19 protein-coding genes are annotated in these 20,689 nt (G+C 46.1%); 13 read left to right on the top strand and 6 right to left on the bottom strand.

From position 1 onward, the window contains the following. Positions 1-18: 18 nt before the first annotated feature. Entirely contained in the window at positions 19-309 is a 291-nt protein-coding gene (locus tag F7R24_RS05945; protein ID WP_151670331.1) for an EscU/YscU/HrcU family type III secretion system export apparatus switch protein, read from the bottom strand. Continuing rightward, entirely contained in the window at positions 306-2,468 is a 2,163-nt protein-coding gene (locus F7R24_RS05950) for a flagellar hook-length control protein FliK (protein ID WP_151670332.1), read from the bottom strand. Before F7R24_RS05950 ends, F7R24_RS05945 begins: the two co-directional genes overlap by 4 nt. A 131-nt stretch (positions 2,469-2,599) precedes the next feature. Here F7R24_RS05950 and ccmA point away from each other — a divergent pair, with 131 nt between their 5' ends. From ccmA to ligA, 11 genes are read left to right on the top strand one after another with little or no spacing between them, the layout of a single operon-like run. After that, positions 2,600-3,235 (top strand): cytochrome c biogenesis heme-transporting ATPase CcmA, encoded by a 636-nt coding sequence (gene ccmA, locus F7R24_RS05955; RefSeq protein WP_151670333.1) that lies wholly within the window; start codon positions 2,600-2,602, stop codon positions 3,233-3,235. A 5-nt stretch (positions 3,236-3,240) separates the two neighbouring features. Continuing rightward, complete coding sequence (ccmB, locus tag F7R24_RS05960) at positions 3,241-3,975, top strand: heme exporter protein CcmB (protein ID WP_151670334.1); 735 nt, start codon at positions 3,241-3,243, stop codon at positions 3,973-3,975. 10 nt (positions 3,976-3,985) lie between these two features. Beyond that, the gene (locus F7R24_RS05965) at positions 3,986-4,747 is read left to right on the top strand and encodes a heme ABC transporter permease (protein WP_276613237.1); all 762 of its coding nucleotides are present in this window, start codon (positions 3,986-3,988) and stop codon (positions 4,745-4,747) included. 34 nt (positions 4,748-4,781) lie between these two features. Then, complete coding sequence (gene ccmD / locus F7R24_RS14895) at positions 4,782-4,928, top strand: heme exporter protein CcmD (protein ID WP_276613239.1); 147 nt, start codon at positions 4,782-4,784, stop codon at positions 4,926-4,928. Continuing rightward, positions 4,925-5,389 (top strand): cytochrome c maturation protein CcmE, encoded by a 465-nt coding sequence (gene ccmE / locus F7R24_RS05975; RefSeq protein WP_151670336.1) that lies wholly within the window; start codon positions 4,925-4,927, stop codon positions 5,387-5,389. Before ccmD ends, ccmE begins: the two co-directional genes overlap by 4 nt. Before the next feature lie 2 nt (positions 5,390-5,391). After that, positions 5,392-7,362 (top strand): heme lyase CcmF/NrfE family subunit, encoded by a 1,971-nt coding sequence (locus tag F7R24_RS05980; RefSeq protein WP_151670337.1) that lies wholly within the window; start codon positions 5,392-5,394, stop codon positions 7,360-7,362. 2 nt (positions 7,363-7,364) lie between these two features. Next, complete coding sequence (locus F7R24_RS05985) at positions 7,365-7,904, top strand: DsbE family thiol:disulfide interchange protein (protein WP_151670338.1); 540 nt, start codon at positions 7,365-7,367, stop codon at positions 7,902-7,904. Beyond that, entirely contained in the window at positions 7,901-8,422 is a 522-nt protein-coding gene (locus tag F7R24_RS05990; RefSeq protein WP_151670339.1) for a cytochrome c-type biogenesis protein, read from the top strand. The genes F7R24_RS05985 and F7R24_RS05990 overlap by 4 nt, the downstream gene beginning before the upstream one ends. After that, the gene (ccmI, locus tag F7R24_RS05995; protein WP_151670340.1) at positions 8,419-9,672 is read left to right on the top strand and encodes a c-type cytochrome biogenesis protein CcmI; all 1,254 of its coding nucleotides are present in this window, start codon (positions 8,419-8,421) and stop codon (positions 9,670-9,672) included. The genes F7R24_RS05990 and ccmI overlap by 4 nt, the downstream gene beginning before the upstream one ends. A gap of 51 nt (positions 9,673-9,723) precedes the next feature. Further along, a complete protein-coding gene (gene zipA, locus F7R24_RS06000; RefSeq protein ID WP_151670341.1) occupies positions 9,724-11,829 on the top strand; it encodes a cell division protein ZipA in 2,106 nt (701 codons plus the stop codon). A gap of 51 nt (positions 11,830-11,880) precedes the next feature. Beyond that, the gene (gene ligA, locus F7R24_RS06005; protein ID WP_151670342.1) at positions 11,881-14,247 is read left to right on the top strand and encodes an NAD-dependent DNA ligase LigA; all 2,367 of its coding nucleotides are present in this window, start codon (positions 11,881-11,883) and stop codon (positions 14,245-14,247) included. Between the two features lie 51 nt (positions 14,248-14,298). Here ligA and F7R24_RS06010 read toward each other — a convergent pair whose 3' ends face one another. The 3 genes from F7R24_RS06010 to ampD are packed head-to-tail and all read right to left on the bottom strand — an operon-like array spanning position 14,299 to position 17,509. Further along, entirely contained in the window at positions 14,299-14,949 is a 651-nt protein-coding gene (locus tag F7R24_RS06010) for a CBS domain-containing protein (RefSeq protein ID WP_151670343.1), read from the bottom strand. Positions 14,950-15,003: 54 nt separating this feature from the next. Further along, complete coding sequence (gene mnmC / locus F7R24_RS06015) at positions 15,004-16,935, bottom strand: bifunctional tRNA (5-methylaminomethyl-2-thiouridine)(34)-methyltransferase MnmC2/FAD-dependent 5-carboxymethylaminomethyl-2-thiouridine(34) oxidoreductase MnmC1 (protein WP_168926782.1); 1,932 nt, start codon at positions 16,933-16,935, stop codon at positions 15,004-15,006. Then, positions 16,922-17,509: a 1,6-anhydro-N-acetylmuramyl-L-alanine amidase AmpD gene (ampD, locus tag F7R24_RS06020; protein ID WP_240776009.1), complete on the bottom strand. Its 588-nt coding sequence runs from the start codon at positions 17,507-17,509 to the stop codon at positions 16,922-16,924. Before ampD ends, mnmC begins: the two co-directional genes overlap by 14 nt. Before the next feature lie 88 nt (positions 17,510-17,597). Between ampD and nadC the strand changes: the two genes are divergently transcribed. Beyond that, positions 17,598-18,440 carry a carboxylating nicotinate-nucleotide diphosphorylase gene (nadC, locus tag F7R24_RS06025; RefSeq protein ID WP_151670345.1) on the top strand — a complete coding sequence of 281 codons (843 nt, stop codon included), beginning with the start codon at positions 17,598-17,600 and terminating at the stop codon, positions 18,438-18,440. 3 nt (positions 18,441-18,443) lie between these two features. Here nadC and F7R24_RS06030 read toward each other — a convergent pair whose 3' ends face one another. Beyond that, on the bottom strand, positions 18,444-19,544 hold the full coding sequence (locus F7R24_RS06030; protein ID WP_151670346.1) for a malate dehydrogenase: 1,101 nt from the start codon (positions 19,542-19,544) through the stop codon (positions 18,444-18,446). Between the two features lie 145 nt (positions 19,545-19,689). On the opposite strand from F7R24_RS06030, the gene ubiU reads away from it, so the two are divergent. Further along, on the top strand, positions 19,690-20,685 hold the full coding sequence (gene ubiU / locus F7R24_RS06035) for a ubiquinone anaerobic biosynthesis protein UbiU (RefSeq protein ID WP_151670347.1): 996 nt from the start codon (positions 19,690-19,692) through the stop codon (positions 20,683-20,685). The last annotated feature ends 4 nt before the right edge of the window (positions 20,686-20,689 follow it).

Genomic DNA, 20,689 nt, shown 5'->3' on the forward strand with positions numbered 1-20,689 from the left:
CGTTGAGAAATCAGCTTATTAAGTGTTAGGTGTTGAGTGCTTTAAGTTATAAGCAAAGGCGATCACTTCCGCGATGGCCTTGTAGAGTGTTTCGGGAATTTCATCCCCCAATTCAAGGCGAATGAGGACTTCGAGAAGCTCGGGGTTCTCATGAATATGGATATCATGCTCTTCTGCAAGCGCGATGATCTGTTCAGCGATTAACCCTTTACCCTTCGCGATGACCTTAGGTGCAGTTCCTTTCTCTTGATCATATTTCAGAGCAACCGCTTGTTTTTTGCTAACATCATCCTTCACGGTTATCTTCATGTATGAATATCCACAAGACGTTTACTTAAGGGTGTCACCTGAGGATTTTCTAACTTCCCTAAGCGTGCATTCAGAGGCGCCACTTCAAAGCCCTTGGTTTTAAGTTCTTGCTCAAAGTTATTCAGTCGCTCTCTTAATCGTTCCAGTGTTTCAGGTTTTTCAACCCAAAAATTAGCGTTCAGTTGAAAGTGATTTTGCAGACTTAATTCTGCATCCATCGCTCCCTCTTCTTCTAATTCAAAATGCAACCTCACTGTCCATAGGGTAACAAATTCGCCTTCTTCATTACGGCGACGATGTTCGGTAATTCGCAGCTCCGCATTTTCAAAACCTTGCTGTTGCTGAATAGGCAGGTCAAGGCGATAGTGGCGTTCCTGTCCTCCATCCGGGAGATCTCGCCAGCGTTGCAGGCTGCTAATTTGCTGTGCAGTACTGCGAGCCAGCAAGGCATTGACAAGCTGGTTGAGCTGTTCTCTGGCCTGAGCTGGAAGTTGATCCGCGACCTTCAGGAGTTGCCCGAGTTGTTGTTTTAGGTCAGTAGGTGGCGGTTGTTGCCCCGTTTTACTTAATCCCACTTCACTTAATAAACCACCTTGTTGCAAGTTTCTAGCTATCGCTTTATCAGCATCTGCTGAACCTGGTTTTACACTAAATAAACTCAACATTGACTGAATGAGTTGATTGAGCGCATTGTTTTGTCTTGTACCTTGGCGCTCGCTGATCTGCATCAGTTGATTCAAACCATCTGCCAGTGGCAGTTGAACCGGCAGTACCTCGCGCAGGGCTTGTTGCATAATAGCTTGCACAGCAGGTTGTTGAGCCAGAGGTGTGGTGGGTTGACTAAATTGAATTCGAATAAGTCCTTGCTCATTGCGTGTCACGTCAACCTGTTGTCCTGACTGAACCGGTCTTGGGCTGACTAAATCAATTACCTGCCCTGCTACTAACACCCTGACCGGAAATCCTTGTGGTCGATTTGCAGCCTCGTTGCTATTGATTAAATTGGCAATGGGCGAGGGAGTTGATGTATTCGTTGCTGGGTTTGTTGGAGCTGTGGTTGTCGATGCTGTTGTTGATGGCGCAGTAGATACTGTTTGCGAAGTTGCGGTATTACTGGCTGTATTAGCGTTACCAGTGCTGACATTGGTGATATTTATGTTGGCAAGATTTGCAGCTTGATTGGCAGTCGTTGCAACATTGACCCCTAAGTTGGTCGCATTAGCAGGTGTTACCGTTGCGGTCGCATTGGCTGCTGTATTTGCAGTATTTGCAGTAGTGACTGTGGCTGGACTGGAAGCATTCTGAATCGTGGTGGCAGGCGCAGGTGTGTTAGCTAAATTCGAGTTAAGGGCGGGTTGACTAACACTATTGCTCTGTTGCCCGGTCATTGCTGGGTTGCTAACTGCTGCCGGTTGACCGCTTGCTTGTGCAGTCGTGGTTTGGTTTGGCGCGACTTGTCCTGTTGCCGGTGGATTACCGGTTGCAGATGCGGTGTTGCTTTGAGTTGCTAAGATTCCAGAATTTGCAGCAGGTGCAGGTGCAGGTGCAGGTGCAGGTGCAGGTGCAGGTGATTGATTGCCTGATGATTGGGCGGTAGACGGCACGGTAGGGCTTTGAGTTGAGCTACTGGTATTGGCTGGCGCTTGGCTATTCAGGGTTTGTCCCGATGAAGTATTCGACGTGCTAGCGTTAGCGGGCGCTTGACCGTTAGCAGAGGGTTGCGCCAAAACGACCCCTCTTTGGGGTTGATTCAGGGGTAAATTAGCCGCTTGTTGAGATGAGTTAGCGGTAATTCTCATCAATAGCGCTTCGGCATCAGCTCTAGCCTGTGCCGGTGCATTCTGAATGCGACTGTTGTCAGCCGCTGCTGAGTTGTTATTAATGGGTAATTGAAGTTGAATATTACCTTGAGCATCACGGCTCAATAGTACCTGACTGCCTTGAGGGAAAGGGCGTGGAGTTGCTAATTCCAGTGTTCGATTACCGACTTGCAGTTGAATGATAAATTGTCCAGATTGAGATTGACTCTGGCTGACTTGTAAAACGGTTGCGCTTGTCTCACGCCCAGCAGGGATCGCACGAGACAGATCCGTGCCTCGTGAGCCTTGTGCAGGATCGTTACCGACATTCATTGCACGAACGTTTAAGTAGGTTTGCACAGTCTTCCCCAGTTAACCTCTAACATGACCGTCCCGAACAGTTTATAATAATAGTCTTATTTATATCGGCGGCAATGTGGAAAGTTACAGTCCTCATGTCGAAAATCGCGAAATGTCAGATAGGGTGATGTGTGGCTGACCCACTTCTTCAAGTTGTTGATCTTTTCTGTGAGCGAGATGACAGAGTTCTGTTCAATAATTTAAATTTCAGTGTGTTTCCTGGTGAAATACTACAGGTTGAAGGTCAAAATGGTAGTGGTAAAACAACACTGCTACGCATTCTGAGTGGTTTATCACGTCATTACGAAGGCGAAATATTGTGGCGAGGTGTTTCTGTGACAGAGCAAGCTGAACAATTTCGGCGTGAATTGCTCTATTTTGGCCACAATGCGGGTGTAAAAGCGGTGTTAACACCTGAAGAAAATTTAGCCTGGTACGCGGCTCTAGATACGGATATTGATCTACAACATATTCCTAACGCGCTGAATGCCGTAGGCTTACAAGGGTTTGAAGATGTGCCTTGTCATATGCTTTCAGCCGGACAAAATCGTCGCGTTAGCCTTGCACGGCTTTATCTTAGTCGAGCGCCTTTATGGATTCTGGATGAACCCTTTACTGCTATCGACAAAAAAGGTGTCGCAGCTAAGGAAGCTCTGTTGCTAGAACATGCCGCTCGTGGAGGTACAGTAATGCTGACTACCCATCATGAACTGGATTTAAGTCGGCATGTTCGACGCATTAATCTTGATGAGTTGTCAGGAACTTAATCTTTATGTCAGAAACTAAGCTTCAACCCTTGGCAGAACTTCAGCAATTAGAAAATGCTGATTATCGTCCTGGAAAGATATTTGTTGCGACCTTGAAGCGCGAGTTGCAGTTAGCGCTGCGTCGACGAAGTGACTTGGTGAATCCGCTGATTTTTTTTCTGATGGTGGCCACCTTATTTCCCTTGGGTGTCAGCCCTGAACCGACGATATTAGCAACTTTGGCACCTGGAGTTGTTTGGGTTGCCGCTTTACTATCAACGCTGTTAGCAATGGATAGTATGTTTCGATCAGATTATGAGGACGGCTCGTTAGAGCAGATTCTACTGAGCCCTCAGCCACTTTTTGTCGTGGTCTTAGGTAAAGTGCTGGCGCATTGGATGATGACAGGTTTACCTTTGACTTTAATGGCTCCTCTGATCGCGGTAATGCTATTTTTGCCTGCAGAAGGGATGAGTGGACTGATGTTAAGTTTGCTGATTGGAACGCCGACTCTGAGTTTAGTCGGTGCTATCGGTGCGGCTTTGACCGTAGGTTTGCGAAAAGGTGGAGTATTGATATCGTTATTAGTATTACCCCTGTATATACCGGTTCTTATTTTTGGCACGGCAGCAGTCGAAGCAGCTGTGACTAGTTTGCCGCTAGCGGGGCATCTTGCCCTACTGGGAGCCTTGTTAGCTTTGGGTGTGGCTTTAGCGCCAATCGCCATTGCAGCAGCATTACGAATTTCAGTAAGTGGATAAAGAGAGAAATATGGCAGGAAAAAATTGGATGCCTCGCTGGTTTTATCAGCTGGCTTCACCTCGCTGGTGCTATCAGATTACGGGTAAGCTTTTACCAGGATTCTCGATAGCAGCACTCTTCTTAATTGTTGGTGGCACGATTTGGGGGTTGGCTTTTGCCCCACCAGATTATCAACAGGGAAATAGCTTTAGAATCATATATCTACATGTCCCTACGGCGTATATGGCTCAATCCATTTATATCACTATGGCAATAGCCGGTGCCATAGGGTTAATCTGGAAAATGAAAGTGGCTGATATGGTGGCAAAATGCTGTGCACCGATAGGAGCGTCTTTGGCGATTTTAGCGCTGGCTACGGGTGCTATCTGGGGCAAACCGACCTGGGGTTCTTGGTGGGTTTGGGATGCCAGGCTGACGTCGATGTTAATACTGCTTTTTTTATATTTTGGCATAATGGCATTGAACTCTGCTATTGAAAGTGAGTCTACAGCAGCACAATCAACAGCAATATTGGCGTTGGTGGGCTTGGTTAATATTCCAATTATTCAGTATTCAGTGGATTGGTGGAATACGCTTCATCAACCTTCAACCTTTAAAATTACCGAAAAACCAGCTATGCCTCCTGAAATGTGGATTCCACTTTTGATTTTGGTGATAGGGTTTTACTGCTTTTTTGCAGTGACGCTAATGATGCGTTTGCGTAACGAAATTCTTCGTCGTGAGCGTCGCACAAGTTGGGTTCGTGAACTACTGATGCAGCAAAGAGGTTAATGTGAGTTTCGATAGTTTCTCTGATTTTCTGGCTATGGGTGGACACGCTTTTTACGTCTGGAGTTGTTTTGCTTTAGGCCTCGTAGTCATGCTCGGAAATGTAATTGCACCGATGTTAGAACGGAAAAAACTGATTTCGGAACAGTTGCGTCGTATTCGTAGAGAGGAAGCAAAATCATGAATGCACAACGTAAACAACGTTTAACGCTGGTACTGTTAATTGTTTTTGGTAGCAGTATCGCGGTGGCATTAGTGGCTTATGCCCTAAGTCAAAACATTAACCTATTCTACTCTCCCAGTCAGATCTCAATGGGTGAAGCGCCTGCGGATACGCGCATTAGGGCGGGTGGAATTGTTGTTGAAGGTAGCATTCGTCGTGATCCGAGCAGCTTAAAGGTTGAATTTGATATCACCGATTATGCTCACTCTACCACGGTGCAGTATGTTGGTATTTTGCCTGACCTATTTAGAGAAGGTCAGGGTATTGTGGCTCAGGGTGCACTCGATGGTAGCGGTCGTTTAATTGCCAGTGAAGTCTTAGCCAAGCATGATGAGAACTACATGTCTCCTGAAATAGCGGCTGCGTTAGAAGCAGCAGGACAAATGCCACATATGCCCCCAACAGCCGGTAAGGGTTACTAAGCATGATTCCTGAGTTAGGTACCTTCGCAACCATATTGGCTTTATGCTTATCACTTATACTTTCCGTTGTTCCTATGATAGGGGCATATACGGGTAATAAACTCTGGGTTGATTATGCACGACCGTTAGCTAAAGGAGTGTTCTTCTTCCTGAGTTTAGCCATGCTATTCCTTGCTTACTCCTTCCAAACGGATGACTTCTCGGTTGTTTACGTTGCGCAAAGCTCAAACTTCAATCTGCCTTGGTACTTCAAAATCAGTGCTATTTGGGGCGGGCATGAAGGTTCATTATTGTTATGGGTATGGATTCAAGCTTTCTGGACCCTCGCCGTTGCCGTGAAGAGTAAAAATCTTCCCATCGATATTGTTGGTCGTGTATTGGCTGTGATGGGGATGATTACTGCGGCTTTCCTACTGTTTATTCTATTTACATCCAGTCCTTTTGAGCGCTTTTTACCCAATGCACCAGCGCAAGGTGCAGACCTTAACCCCTTGTTGCAGGATTTTGGTTTGATTGTTCACCCACCTGCGCTTTATATGGGTTACGTTGGATTGTCTGTTGCCTTCTCCTTTGCCATCGCTGCGTTACTGAGTGGTCGATTAGATGCTGCTTGGGCACGCTGGTCACGTCCTTGGACAAACGTCGCTTGGGCATTCCTGACCTTGGGTATTGCCTTAGGAAGCTGGTGGGCATACTACGAGTTAGGCTGGGGCGGTTGGTGGTTCTGGGACCCGGTAGAGAACGCTTCTCTGATGCCGTGGTTAGTAGCTACAGCGTTGATTCACAGCTTGGCAGTCACGGAAAAACGTGGTGTGTTTAAGAGCTGGACAGTGCTGTTGGCAATTTCGGCTTTCTGCTTGAGTCTACTGGGTACCTTTTTGGTGCGTTCAGGGGTATTAACATCCGTTCATGCTTTTGCTACCGACCCTGAGCGCGGGGTATTTATCCTGGGTATGCTGATCTTCGTTATCGGTGGTTCTCTGTTGCTTTATGCAATACGAGCAGGTTCTGTGAAAAGTGAGTCGACCTTTGCACTCAGTTCACGTGAAAGTATGTTGTTGGTTAATAACATCATCTTCACAGTGGCGTGTGCCATGGTATTGATAGGAACCCTTTACCCACTGGTAATGGATGCGCTTGATCTGGGTAAGATCTCTGTCGGCCCTCCGTATTTCAACGCACTCTTTGTGCCGATGATGTCCTTGATGGTCATATTCCTAGGCATCGCTGCGTTCAGTCGATGGAAGGAAACGCCAACAGAACTGTATGTCTCTAAACTGTGGTTGCCAGCTGTGTTAGCAGTGGTCGCTGCTGTAGTGACTCATTGGATTTACAGTCAATCGATTGAACCCTGGGTGCTTCTAGCGCTGGTGCTTAGTTATTGGATCGTCTTTACCTGGGGTCGTGAGTTTGTTTCTAGGTTACGCAATCGCGATAGTCTTGTTACTGGACTCACACGACAAACTCGAAGCTACTATGGCATGTTGCTAGCGCATTTAGGTGTTGCGGTGATGATTGTCGGTATCGCGATGGTGACAGTCTTTGTTGAGCATCGTGATGCTCGCATGTCTCCTGGTGATCAAATCGAATTCCGTGGTTACACGTTTATTTTTGATGGAGCACGTGAGGTACAAGGACCTAATTACACCTCTGATATGGCTCGTGTGCGGGTATTGAGAGATGGCGTTCCTTATCGTGAAATGTTCCCTGAAAAGAGAATGTATACTGCTCGCGGTATGGTGATGACACAAGTGGCATTGGATCCCGGCTTTACGCGTGATCTTTACATCGCTATGGGTGAAGAGCTTGAGAATGGTGCCTGGGCGATGCGATTGCAGTTTAAGCCTTTTGTGCGTTGGATCTGGTTAGGTGCGCTGTTTATGACAGCGGGTGCTTTACTGGCGGCAAGTGATCCTCGTTACCGTAAACAAGCGAAACGAGATGCTGCACAACGCCAATTAGTGACGGAGTAACTATGCGTAAGTTTTGGGTGTTTACCCCCTTAGTGGCATTTCTTGTCATGGGTGTATTTTTATTCAAGGGTCTGTTTATGGACCCTAGTAAGCTGCCGTCTGCCCTAATAGATAGACCGTTTCCTAGCTTTAGTTTGCCATCCCTTTATGAGCCTGATCAGATGATGACAGAGCTGGATTTTAAAGGTGAGGTCGCTTTGCTAAATGTCTGGGCAACCTGGTGCCCTACCTGTAAAGACGAGCATGAGCAGTTAAATAAGATCGGGCTTGAAGAGGGTATACCGATTTACGGTCTGAATTATAAGGACGATCCTCAATTAGCGCGTGCATGGCTGGAGCGCTATCAAGATCCCTATAGCAAAGTGGTTGTGGATCGCGATGGGCGATTAGGCTTGGATTTAGGAGTCTACGGTGCTCCTGAAACTTATATCATTGATCAACATGGCATTATCCGTTACCGCCATGTAGGTGAGGTCACTGAAAAAGTCTGGCAACAACTGAAAGGCTTAATGGAAATTATTGCAACTGAGGAAGATGTATGAGATCGATTACACTACTTCCAATCTTGCTGTTGTTGTTAAGCTTTGCGGTACAGGCTTCCTTCGAAACTTATGAGTTTTCTACTACGCATAATGAAATGCGTTACTTCAAACTTTCTAAAGAGTTACGTTGTCCGACCTGTCAAAATCAAAACATTTCTGATTCAGATGCGCCACTAGCAGCGGATCTTAGACGAGAATTACACCGCATGATCGAAGAAGGCTATCAAGATGATGCCATTCTAGATTTTATGGTGAGTCGTTTCGGTGATTTTGTACATTACAAACCACGCATCGCGCCTGAAACCTATCTTCTATGGTATGGACCTTTCGCACTGCTGTTCGGTGGTTTTATTGTGGTGTTCTTTGTCGCACGTAATAGACGTTTACGAGCCAGAGCATCGACGGATCAACCACAAGTAGTCATGGAATCAGTAGAAGAAACGAACGTCACAAGTGCATTAACAGCAGAAGAGCGTGAGCGTCTAGACAGATTATTGCAGCAGGATAAAAATCTATGACTTTATTGTGGGTAGGAATCGGTGTGTTAACACTGATCGCAGTGGCTTTCGTTTTTTGGCCATTAATTCAAAGTAGAAAAGCGCAAGTTGTCGAAACAGAGGCAGATAGAACTACACAGAATATTGAAATTTTTCGAGAGCGTCTTGAAGAGCTAGAAAAAGAGAAAAATTCAGGCACTCTAACAGAGGAAAATTTTCAAGAGCTTAAAGTAGAGTTAGAAAAAAACCTCTTGATTGATGCAGAAGTTAATCGTCGCCAAGCACCTGTGTTAAAGGTGGGTCAGTCTCAGCTTATCACGATTACATTGATTGCCTTGCTTGTACCGACCACTTCTTTCGGACTTTACGCGTATTTAGGTCGCGCGGATGATGTGGCTGCACGAATGGCAATGGATGCATGGCAACAAGCTCCAATGAGTGAACTCTCCGTTGATGAAGCGATTGCACAGCTTGAAGATGAGTTGGCTCGCCGCCCTCAAAACGCAGAAGGTTGGTACTTATTAGCGACCACTCGCATGAATATGAATCAGTTTTCTGCAGCAGTGTCAGCGTTTGAAGAGTCGTTAAAGCATTTGCCAGAAGAAACTCCTGAGTATCCAATGGTGATGGGTCAATTAGCTCAGGCAATGTTCTTTGCTGCTGATGGTCAAATGACTGAGGCGGTGTTGCAACAAGTCGAAGCGACGCTGGCTAAAGATCCAGATGAGCTCACTGCGTTGGGCTTAGTGGGCATCGCCGCCTTTGAAATAGGTGAATATCAAACGGCTATAACCTATTGGGAAAGAGCGTTACGCTCTGCTGACGGACAGTCAGCTATGTCCTTACAAACAGGTATTGAACGTGCAAGACAAGCGCTGCAAGCTCAAGGCGGTGAAGAGTTGTCTGCAGAAATACCGGCAACAGGGCCTGGTGTTCGTATTGATTTAGATGTAGATAGTTCCATCATGACAGAAATACGAGGCGATCAATTTGTCTTTATCTTTGCCCGAGCACCAGGCGAGCGTATGCCGATTACCGTTGAACGTATCCGTGTCGCTGATCTGCCGACACAGGTATTTTTGAGTGGTTCTAGCTCGATGGTAGAGGGCATTAGCCTAAATGACTTTGAAAATGTTGATATTGTTGCACGAATCAGTGTTTCCGGAATGGCAGAAGAGCAGCCGGGTGACTTTAAAGCTGAGCTAAGCAATGTTAAAGTGACAGAAGATGAGACACCTGTAAGTCTTATCATTGCAGACAGAATAGAATAGTCTGCATTTTACCTTTTTTAACACAGTAACAGCTTGGGAATCAGTTGAATCATGGAGATCAGTCTTCGCGAATGGTTAATAATCGGCGGCATACTAGTGATCGCTCTGATTCTCTTTGACGGCTGGCGCAGAATTCGCGCTAGCCGCAATCGTTTAAAGATAGATATTGATAAGTCTCTTTCCGAGTTAGGTGAAACCAGCCATCATAATCCTGAATTACCAAATGGCGGTGCACGCGTTCGTAAGTACGACCAAGAGCCTTTCTTTTCCGAAACCAGTTTAGAAACTGAACTTCTATCAGATGTTCCAAAACCTAAACCTGTCCAGAAGCCTGCCAGTAAATTGTCTAAAGTGGCTGGTAAATTTGCATCGTCTTCCTCCGTTCACTCATCCGCAGTTCATAGCAACAATCGTCAAGAACCTGAGTTTAACCTTCAGGCAAATGATGAACCGGAACTTGACCCTATTGAACTGCAGTCCGCTATGCTTGATCAAGATGGCATTAAAGCAGAGCCTGTAGAAGCTGATATTATCCAAACTTCAGTAGCTGACGATGGTGTTGTGAATCAAGATTCTGCTCTTGAAGAGGTTGTCGAGGATAAAACGCTTAATGAAGAGGTTGTTTTTGAAAAACCTGCTGATGAACAGCCCTTATATCAACAGACAATTGTTGAAGACTCACCTTTAGAAGACTCACCTCTAGAAGGTTTACCTCTAGAAGAGTCACTTACTGTTGAGTTTACTGAAAAGACCAATGTCGAGCCTGAACAGCCAACTATCATGTCTGAGGTGTCCACTGACGAAGATAAAGGGGCTTTTGAACAAGTACCCCCATTTGAAATGTCAGAAGAGGTCTTCGAAGAGGTTCAAGCTGAAGCACCTGAAGAAACTCGTCCTTTGTATGCAGAGCGAGAAACTGAATCTTCGTTAGTTAAACCTGAATTACAAGCATCTGAACCTCAAGATCTTGCGTGGGACCCAGAGTTAGAAAAGCAGTTTGATCAAATGGATCCCAGTGAAGAACCCTCTATCAACGTTGATCAGCCGATTTCAGAGCCAAAGCGTGTAGCGCAAAACTTTGCTGATCTTGATCCGTTATTTGATGATATTCCAACAGATCCACTACCACCGGTAAAGTCTAAGGATAGTTCAGTCAGAACAGATAGTTCAGTATCTAAGGGCCCTGAGAAAGATAGCGGTAAAGATGAGCCAAACCTATTTTTGGATCTAGACCTAGACCAGCCAATTCATCAGCTTATGGCAAACAAGGCTGCTGAAACCAAAGCTGTCAATCGTGAAGCTGCGCGTCGTTCTAAGGATAAACCAACTGCTCGCGAAGAATATAAGAGTTTGAGCTTACCTTTAGAGCCTGATTTAGAACGACAGCTAGAACCAACGTCAGAAGCAACGTCAGAACCAGCGTCAGAACCTAAGTTAGAGCCAGAACTAGATGATCTGTTTGCTGATTTTGATGGCGTTAATCCGCTAGAGGAAGTCAGTGTCGATCCGATCAGAAAAACTGCCGTAAAAGCGGACACTTATATACCTAACGTTGAAAAGCCAACTGAAAAGCCAATTGAAAAATCAAAAGTTGATTTTCAGGCTAAAACTCAATCGGATAAACAGGCTGAAATTAAAGCATCTAGCAATGCCCAGGACCTTGAGAAAAGTCGTTCAGCAGCCACAGCGGCAAGAAAAGCACTCTCTGATCTTCCAGATCCTGAAGAAGTGCTAGTGATCACCGTAGTGGGTAAAAATCGTCAGCACTTAGATGGTGCGCGTTTACAGCGTGTTGTTGAAGCCTGCGGCATGGAACATGGCGATATGTCTATTTATCATCGTTTTGATGGTACCGGAGCAGCCGCGTCGTTACAGTTCAGTATGGCTAATGCGGTTAATCCCGGCACTTTCGATCCTAATGCGATGGATGCACTGGAAACACCGGCAGTGTCCTTCTTTATGTCCATGCGTGAACCGCGCGATGCCATGACCGCTTATGAGTGCATGCTAGCCACAGCAGAAACCTTGGCTAAAAATATTGATGGCGACCTACTTGATGAAGATCGCTCAGTGATGCGAGAGCAAACCAAAGAGCATTACCGTCAGCGTATTCGTGATTTCGAAATGCAGACACGGCGCCGTAATTTAACTCGCTAGTCTCATCACTGACTAACGCTACTGTCTATTAATCCAGCTATGAATGCCGCTATGAATCCAGCAGATGTTTCCGTTCGTCTTGAAGAACTTCGTGAAGCCATTGATCAGCATAGCTATCGTTACTATGTGTTGGATGACCCTAGTGTCACAGATTCAGAATATGATCGACTCTTCAACGAGTTACAAACGCTTGAATCTGAACACCCTGATCTGATTACACAAGACTCACCAACGCAGCGTGTCGGTGCTAAACCCAAAGGTGGTTTTGCCGAAGTTGCCCATGAGTTACCGATGTTGTCATTGGATAACGCTTTCTCTGATGAAGACCTGAGCAGTTTTGTGCGCCGAGTAGAAGATCGAATCAGTCTAAAAACTATCGACTTTGCATGCGAACCTAAATTAGATGGTATTGCCATTAGTCTTATTTATGAAGAGGGTCGATTTGTCAGGGGAGCGACACGCGGTGATGGATATACAGGTGAGGATATCACCCTGAATATTCGTACGCTTCGCAGTGTGCCACTGAAATTACGTGGAAAGGATTGGCCTAAGCGCTTAGAAGTACGTGGTGAGATTTACATGCCTCACAGTGGTTTTGAACAGCTAAACGATATGGCTCGTAGAGCTGGCGAAAAAACCTTTGTTAATCCGCGAAATGCAGCGGCAGGAAGTTTACGCCAGTTAGATCCCAGTATCACCGCGACACGTCCACTGGTGTTTTGTGCCTATAGTACGGGCGTTGTTGAAGGTGGATATCTACCTGAAAGCCACTACGAAACACTGTTGCAGCTTAAACAATGGGGCTTTCCGGTCAATCCAGAAATGCGACGTGTAACCGGTATTCAAGGCTGTATCGACTATTACACCTCGTTAGAACAAAAGCGCCCATCCTTAGGATACGATATTGACGGTATCGTATTTAAGGTTGATAGCCGCCGTTTGCAGCAGCAGTTAGGATTTGTATCACGCGCACCGCGATGGGCTATCGCACGTAAATTTCCCGCTCAAGAAGAGATCACTCTGTTAAAAGCCGTCGAGTTCCAGGTGGGGCGAACCGGCGCAATCACACCGGTCGCACGATTAGAACCGGTATTTGTTGGTGGGGTCACGGTCAGTAATGCCACCCTGCATAACATGGATGAGATTGAACGTTTAGGCGTCATGGTCGGTGATGAAGTCATCATTCGCCGTGCTGGAGATGTCATTCCGAAAATCGTCAGTGTGGTATTGGAAAGACGCGATCCGCAACGTGTCACTAAAATAGAGCTTCCTAAGCAGTGTCCCGTATGTGGATCTGAGGTCGAGCGCAGTCTTCTTAATCGTCATAGCCAGTCCAGTCAAAAGCCCACCACGACCTTCGGTAGTATCTACCGCTGTGTTGGCCGCTTGGCCTGTCAGGCGCAGGTGAAACAAGCGTTATTGCATTTTGTCTCTCGTCGGGCCATGGATATTGAAGGCTTGGGTGAAAAGAATATCGAACAACTGGTCGATAGAGCATTAGTGAGAACGCCTGCCGATCTTTATGGGTTAAGTGTTGAACATTTTTTAACACTGGAAGGCTTTGCACAAGTCTCTGCTGAAAAGCTCTATGCGGCTATTCAAGCCAGCAAGCATGTGACCCTAGAGCGTTTTATCTATGCGCTGGGCATCCCTGAAGTAGGCGAAGAAACCGCACGCGTTTTAGCACTTAGCTTAGGCAGTCTTACCAAAATTCGCACGGCCTGTGCAAAACTCTTGGAATTTTTACCCGATGTCGGTCAAGAAGTGGCATCAGAAATTGAACACTTTATGCGCGATGAGCATAATGCTTGCGTGATCGATGCACTACTAGAACAAGGTGTTCTACCTGCCGAAAACGGTGTGGTTGGTGCTTCTTTGCGCGGTAAAATCAGCTTTGCAGAAGTGTTAAAACGCTTATCAATTCGCGCCGTTGGTCCCACTACCGCCAAATTGATTGCCAACCATGTTGGCTCAATGGACGCACTGCTTCATCTAGAAGCAGCACAACTGTCGCAACTTCCTAAGCTAAGCCACGCGGCACAACTCGCGTTACAGAAATGGCTTGCGGATGATCAGGCCGTCACCATGGCTCAACAACTCAATCAACAGTTAATTGAGTTTGGTCTATTAGAGGGGAGTGTTGTTGAACATGACAGTAACACACCCACTCATGAATCTGTTTTACCTTTAGAGAATCAAACCTGGGTACTGACAGGGACGCTAGAGAGCATGACACGAGATGAGGCCAAGCAGCAGCTTCAGCAGTTGGGTGCAAAGGTCAGTGGTAGCGTCTCTAAGAAGACCGATGCTGTCGTGGCAGGCCCGGGAGCGGGTTCTAAACTGACTAAAGCAGAAGCGTTAGGATTAAAAATACTGGATGAGCAAGGCTTGATCGCCTTGTTAGCGTCTTATCGCTAAAGAGGCAAGCCTTATTGTTTAATAATGGATATAAAGTCTGATTGATTAAGGCTATGCCCAGCTTTCCACCTGGGCATCGTTGATTAATAAGCGCACTAGATCAGTTCTGGAGATAATCCCGACCAGCTCATCGCGATCGTCTATCACGGGCAAGGCTGCAATGGGGTAATTCACAAAGGTGGAGGCAATCTGTGATAGCTCAGTATCGGGTGTCGCAGCCACCATTTGTTTTTCATAAACAGCGGCAAGGGTCACGGTCGAGTCTGTGCCATGTTCTTGTATTTCAGGGCGAGAAATTAACCCTAGCGGTTTTTCATTCTCATCAATGATCACCAAATGGGCTATTCGATACTCCTCCAGTTGCAACCAAGCTTGGCGTAGTGACGCGGTCACTAAAATCGTTTGCACAGGGAAGGTCATGATCTGCTGTGCACGTAGTGTAGGGCGAGATGCTTTAGGTTTTCCTGCAGTTTGAGTTTGTTCATAAGCTGCTTGAGGGCTTCCTGCAGAGGAAGGTGGACGTCGGCTTGATTCAGAATCTATGCGAATCAGTCTATCTTCAGTACGTTTGAAGTTCTCCTCAGAGCCAGGCAGTGAAGATGAACCTTTGCTAGCCGCAGACGCGTCTACACTGCGTGATTTAAACAGCGCTTTTACCGGCGTTTGAATGCGATTGCCTTGATCAATAATTATCAGTGACATAGTTCATTAACTCCCCCATACACTATGAGTATATCGACATTTTACGGAAAAGCATTAAATACGTCTTCTTGTTAGGTCTCTTAAAATAAATCTTGCAGGATCAAGGCGTTCTGTTAAGTCTTTCGGTAGAGGGTTAGGTTGGTTGAACATCATCGCCACTAAAACACCTGCACTGATAGGACAGGTAATTAGCCCTTTAGATCCATGGCCAAGATTAACAAAGAGTCCTTTTAATCTAGGAATCGATACTTGCTGACAGCTTTGCGCATCATTGCGAAGTTTTGCGAAACGTTTAATCGTTTCTGAGTAATGAGCAGCTTCACCGACGATGGGTAAATAATCAGCAGTACTGCAGCGAAAACCTGTCCGCCCAGAGCAATGCTCAACCCTAGTCCCCGAGAATCCTGGCAGGGTTTTAGTCAGTTGATTGATGTTCTTTTCGTGATCGCTGTCTCGGCACTCACGATCATGGTGATGTAAGTCAAACGTCGCGCCAAAACAGTAATATTGTTGACGTGCAGGTGAGATATAGCCTTCACCGCAGACGACGGTTTTCAGCGTGGGTAAGTCATCACTTGCGTTCATTTGGGAAGTTTGTCCACGAATGGGTTTGATCGGTAAGTGATCCAGTTGAGTTAATCTGCGTGCCTCAGCCGCGGTACAGATAACCACATACTCAGCCTGATACTGGCGATTATCGGTTGTTACAGTCCAAAACCTGTCCTGGTGTTCCAGTTTTACAACCTGCTGGTTAAAGCGACAGTCAATTAATGGATGATCCAGCAAATAATGGCAATAATCAGCAGGAGCTACCCATCCTGCATCTGGAAAAAATAGACCCGAAAACGGCGTTTCAGCACCGCTCAATTGGCTGGCTTCAGCTGGATCAACCGCATGAAATAAACTACTAGGGTATAGATTTGATTCACACAATTGAGCCTGCCGCTCTCTTTCTTTTTCACTCAGTGCAAGTTGTAGTACGCCACATAAAGAGGCCAGGGGAGGATCTAGCTCGGGTAGTTGCTGAATCTGATGTTTACTGTAAAGCAGTCCATGTAGGTGAAGAGAGGTTTCAGGCGATGGCTTAACCGCTAATTTAGCATAAAGAGCACCCTGAGGGTTTCCAGAGCCCTCCTGCGCCGCCTTAGAATTAGATTCCAGCACCAACACTGATTGTCCTTGCTCTGCTAAGAGTCTGGCAGTGCAAGCACCCGCAAGCCCTGCACCAATAATGATAACGGGAAGATCTGTGCTTAATTTAGCTGTTTTTTTAACCTTATCCGTTAAACAGCGACCTGTTAACATCTCACGTTTTTGGCCAAATCCAGAACGCTTAGTTAGAGAATAGCCTGCTGCTTGCAGTCCTTCTCTAACTTGTCGTGACACGGTAAAGGTTGCGAAGGTGGTTTGTGAGTGACTTAATCTTGCCATGTGTTGATAAAGGTCACTTTGCCACATGGCTGGATTTTTTGATGGCGAAAAACCATCTAAATACCACGCATCGATACTGGCCTCTAACCTAGGTAATTGTTCCAGTAAGTCGCCAAAAATTAGAGTTAATTTTACCATTCCTTGATCAAAAGAAAGGCTATGAAACCCTTCAATAGCAGGTGGATACTGTTCTAATAATGCGTTGTTACAGTCATTCAAGTGAGGCCATGACTGCCATGCAAGAGCCATATCATCAGCAGTCAGTGGGTATTTTTCAAAACTGATAAAGTGCAATATGGCATCATCAGGCGCATTTTTTAGCCAGTGCTGACGAGTGATTAAAAAGTTTAACCCTGTGCCAAAACCGGTTTCAGCAATAACGAACGATTCTTTAGCCGTTAGTGCTTTAAAGCGATCCACAAGTTGATTGCCCTGAATAAATACATGATTGCTCTCATCAACGCCACCATCGGAGTTAAAGTAGAAATCATCAAACTGGTCAGAGATGGGTACACCTTGATCCCAGCGCAGTGTCGCTGATTTAATCCGTTGCATGGTCATCCTCAAGGGGTTTTAACTGACCGAGGTAGCGTTGCCAATCAAAGTAGGGACCCGGGTCTGTTTTGCGTCCGGGGGCGATATCGGAATGTCCGGTAATTCTTGCTGGAGTAATATCAGGATAATGAGTCATCAAGGCGTTGGTAATGTGAATTAAGACATCATACTGCTGAGCAGTAAAGGCTTGTTCATCACAGCCTTCAAGCTCAATGCCGATTGAAAAATCATTGCACTGATCTCGGCCTTCAAAGTTTGAGACGCCAGCATGCCAAGCACGGCGGTCGAAAGGCACAAATTGAATCACTTCTGCATCGCGTCGAATCAGCAGATGTGCAGACACTTCAAGTGGAGCAATAACAGTAAAGCTGGGGTGCGCATCGGGATCAAGCCGATTACAAAATAGGTCTTCTATATAAGAGCCACCAAATACACCCGCAGGTAAACTGATGTTATGAATCACCAGTAAAGAAATTTCAGCATATGGGCGTTCATTGTGGTTGCTACAATCGACTTGTCGTGCAATGTTTAAACGATGATTTTCTATTAGCAGAGGCGTATTAAAAGTTGGCACTGTCCGTTCCTGCTGGTTTAGAATGACTTATTCTGTCACTAGACTCTCTATTCATTTTTATATTCGACGATCGGAAATCACTATTCTCATGCTTACACTCCCTGAACTGCAAGCAGTAATCCAAGATAATGTCGCGGTAGCGCTTAAAGAAGATGTCGGTACCGCTGATATTACGGCAGAACTTGTGCCCGCAGACCACCAAGCTAAGGCTCGTGTGATAACGCGAGAGGTCGCAGTCATCTGTGGCGTGGAGTGGGTCAATGAAGTGTTTCGGCAAGTCGATAGTCGTGTTGTGCTAAATTGGTTAGTTGCTGATGGTGATCAGGTAGCAGCGAATACCGAACTACTGCGTTTATCCGGCCCCGCTCGTGCACTATTAACGGGTGAGCGATCGGCATTAAACTTCCTACAAACCTTGTCTGGTACTGCAACGATCAGCTCACAATATGCCGCTAAAGTGGCAGCAACTTCCGTTAAGTTACTCGATACGCGTAAAACTTTACCCGGCTTGCGGTTGGCACAGAAGTACGCGGTGAGTTGTGGTGGCTGCTTTAACCATCGTATCGGTTTATTTGATGCCTTTTTGATTAAAGAAAATCATCTCATGGCCTGTGGTGGGGTTACGCCAGCTATTCAGGCAGCTCGACGTAATCATCCGACCAAACCGGTAGAGGTTGAAGTGGAAACCTTTGAGCAGTTACATGAAGCTCTAGAAGCCGGTGCTGATATTATCATGCTAGATAACTTTACTCCGGAGCAAATGATTGAAGCAGTTAAGATCACTGCCGGTCGTGCTCAGCTTGAAGCTTCTGGTAATATTACCGATGAAACCTTGCTCACTTTTGCATCAACCGGCGTTGATTATATATCGATCGGTGCCTTGACTAAGCATTGCAGAGCGATCGATTTATCCATGCGTATCGACCTGTAAAAGTTACAGAACCCTGTTGGTATTCAAATATTTGCTGTTTTCAGCAGGACCTGTGCCATCGGCATAAAGAGTCACACCAGAGCGTAAGCAGATCGACAAGTTATTGTGCGATGCTTCGGTTTCTTCAGGTAATAAGTGATTAACTGCTTGCTTCTCTTCCATTAATTCTTGCTCGGTATTTCGCATCATTTTTAGGCTGAATTCATTTAAATTCAGCCCTTTTACGATTTGATAGCGGCCATAGTTACAGCGAACAGGGAAAGAATAAAAGATCCCTTTTTCGATACCATAACTGCCATCACTCAGAATACCCATGCTGACTACTTGCCCCGGCGGTGTGCCTAACGCCCAATCATGCATATGATGAATAACCGCTTGGGCTGCTGAGGCTGCGCTAGATACTCCCCTAGCATCGATGATCTGACTACCACGTGTTTGTACTTTAGGAATAAATTCTTGGTGGTACCAGCTTTCATCGATTTGCTCAATAACGGGTTGTCCTAAAGCAGTGGCATGATACAGATCAGGGAACTGAGTAGGTGAGTGGTTACCCCAAATAATGATGCCATCGATATCTCGTGGGTTGGCACCGGTATGATTCGCTAGAATACCCTTGGCACGGTTATGATCAAGACGTGTTAAGGCGGTGAACTGCGACGGTGACAACTTAGGGGCGTTTCGACTAGCGATCAGTGCATTGGTGTTCGCAGGGTTGCCGACGACCAAAACTTTGACATCACGGTTGGCGAAATCATTTAAGGCTTTACCCTGACGGCTGAAAATTTCAGCATTCACTTCAAGAAGATCGCGTCGTTCCATGCCGGGACCACGCGGACGAGCACCGATTAACAGTGCGTAATGGGCGTTATTGACCCCTTCTTCTATATTGTCGTGCAAAGTAATGGTGTGGAGTAGCGGAAATGCGCAATCTTCCAGTTCCATGGCCAAACCTCGTAATGCTTCCATGCGCTCAGGCATTTCAATCAGTTGAAGTATGACGGGTTGATCATCACCGAGCATGCTGCCATCGGCAATTTGAAACAACAGGCTATTACTGATAGCACCAGCGGCGCCAGTGATGGCGATACGGACGGGACGTCTCATGAAGTGTTCCTTATATTATTTTGTTCTTATATTATAATCCTAGACTAAAGGCTTACTGAATTGAAGTGTTTTTTCCCAGCATGACGTCGATCAAGTTATTCATGTCGTTGCGCTGCTATGCTTGCCCAAATTCGAGGAGGTCAGCATGGAGTTGGTGTGTCCGGCTGGAAATTTACCGGCTTTAAAAAAAGCGGTAGATGAAGGCGCTAATGCGGTTTATTTTGGTTTTCAGAATTCTACTAATGCACGGCAATTTATCGGCCTTAACTTTACCGATAAACGTGCAAAAGAGGGAATCGACTATGCACAGAGTCGCGGTTGCAAGGTGTTTTGTGCGATCAATACTTATCCGCAGCCATCAGGCTGGAAAATCTGGACAGATGCTGTCGACCAAGCGGCTGCGTTAGGCGTTGATGCATTAATCTTGGCGGACATGGGATTATTGGATTATGCCGCTCAAGAGCACACCGATGTTTCTCGTCATCTATCTGTTCAAGGATCTGCTACCAGTCATGCAGCATTGCGTTTTTATCAGCAGCAGTTTGGTATCAAACGTGCAGTGTTGCCTAGAGTTCTATCTATCAGTCAAGTTGAAGATTTAGCTCGAAAAAGCCCAGTAGAACTGGAAGTGTTTGCCTTTGGTAGCCTGTGCATTATGGCTGAAGGACGCTGCTATTTATCCTCTTACTTGACGGACGAATCGCCTAACACCCGTGGTGCTTGTTCTCCTGCTAAAGCGGTTCGCTGGCAGGAAACCGATCAAGGTTTGGAATCGCGTTTAAATGGCGTGTTAATTGATCGTTTTCAGCAGGGTGAAAATGCAGGATATCCTACCTTATGTAAAGGTCGCTTTGAAGTAGAGGGAGCTACTTATCACGCCATTGAGGAGCCGGTCAGCTTATCCACTTTGGATCTGTTACCCAAACTGGATGCCATGGGGATTTCAGCGGTCAAAATAGAGGGTCGCCAGCGAAGTCCAGCCTATGTTGCCCAAGTCACCCGCATATGGCGTCAAGCCTTAGATGCGATAGATTCTCCTGTCAAAACAGAGCAGCAGCTTCAAGCTTGGGCTGCCGAACTCAGTCAGCTTTCTGAAGGCAGTTTGACCACACTGGGCGCTTATCATCGTAAATGGAAATAGAGAG

The sequence above is a fragment of the Nitrincola schmidtii genome, from assembly GCF_008973715.1.
In the GTDB taxonomy this organism is placed as follows: domain Bacteria; phylum Pseudomonadota; class Gammaproteobacteria; order Pseudomonadales; family Balneatricaceae; genus Nitrincola; species Nitrincola schmidtii.

Excerpts from the sequence above, each read along its gene's own strand:
- ccmI (WP_151670340.1), top strand. The coding sequence starts at position 8,419 with ATGACTTTATTGTGGGTAGGAATCGGTGTGTTAACACTGATCGCAGTG.
- F7R24_RS05945 (WP_151670331.1), bottom strand. The coding sequence starts at position 309 with ATGAAGATAACCGTGAAGGATGATGTTAGCAAAAAACAAGCGGTTGCT.
- nadC (WP_151670345.1), top strand. The coding sequence starts at position 17,598 with ATGCTTACACTCCCTGAACTGCAAGCAGTAATCCAAGATAATGTCGCG.
- ccmD (WP_276613239.1), top strand. The coding sequence starts at position 4,782 with ATGGGTGGACACGCTTTTTACGTCTGGAGTTGTTTTGCTTTAGGCCTC.
- mnmC (WP_168926782.1), bottom strand. The coding sequence starts at position 16,935 with ATGCAACGGATTAAATCAGCGACACTGCGCTGGGATCAAGGTGTACCC.
- ccmB (WP_151670334.1), top strand. The coding sequence starts at position 3,241 with ATGTCAGAAACTAAGCTTCAACCCTTGGCAGAACTTCAGCAATTAGAA.
- zipA (WP_151670341.1), top strand. The coding sequence starts at position 9,724 with ATGGAGATCAGTCTTCGCGAATGGTTAATAATCGGCGGCATACTAGTG.
- ligA (WP_151670342.1), top strand. The coding sequence starts at position 11,881 with ATGAATCCAGCAGATGTTTCCGTTCGTCTTGAAGAACTTCGTGAAGCC.
- F7R24_RS05980 (WP_151670337.1), top strand. The coding sequence starts at position 5,392 with ATGATTCCTGAGTTAGGTACCTTCGCAACCATATTGGCTTTATGCTTA.
- ubiU (WP_151670347.1), top strand. The coding sequence starts at position 19,690 with ATGGAGTTGGTGTGTCCGGCTGGAAATTTACCGGCTTTAAAAAAAGCG.
- F7R24_RS05990 (WP_151670339.1), top strand. The coding sequence starts at position 7,901 with ATGAGATCGATTACACTACTTCCAATCTTGCTGTTGTTGTTAAGCTTT.
- F7R24_RS05965 (WP_276613237.1), top strand. The coding sequence starts at position 3,986 with ATGGCAGGAAAAAATTGGATGCCTCGCTGGTTTTATCAGCTGGCTTCA.
- ccmE (WP_151670336.1), top strand. The coding sequence starts at position 4,925 with ATGAATGCACAACGTAAACAACGTTTAACGCTGGTACTGTTAATTGTT.
- F7R24_RS06030 (WP_151670346.1), bottom strand. The coding sequence starts at position 19,544 with ATGAGACGTCCCGTCCGTATCGCCATCACTGGCGCCGCTGGTGCTATC.
- F7R24_RS05985 (WP_151670338.1), top strand. The coding sequence starts at position 7,365 with ATGCGTAAGTTTTGGGTGTTTACCCCCTTAGTGGCATTTCTTGTCATG.
- F7R24_RS06010 (WP_151670343.1), bottom strand. The coding sequence starts at position 14,949 with ATGTCACTGATAATTATTGATCAAGGCAATCGCATTCAAACGCCGGTA.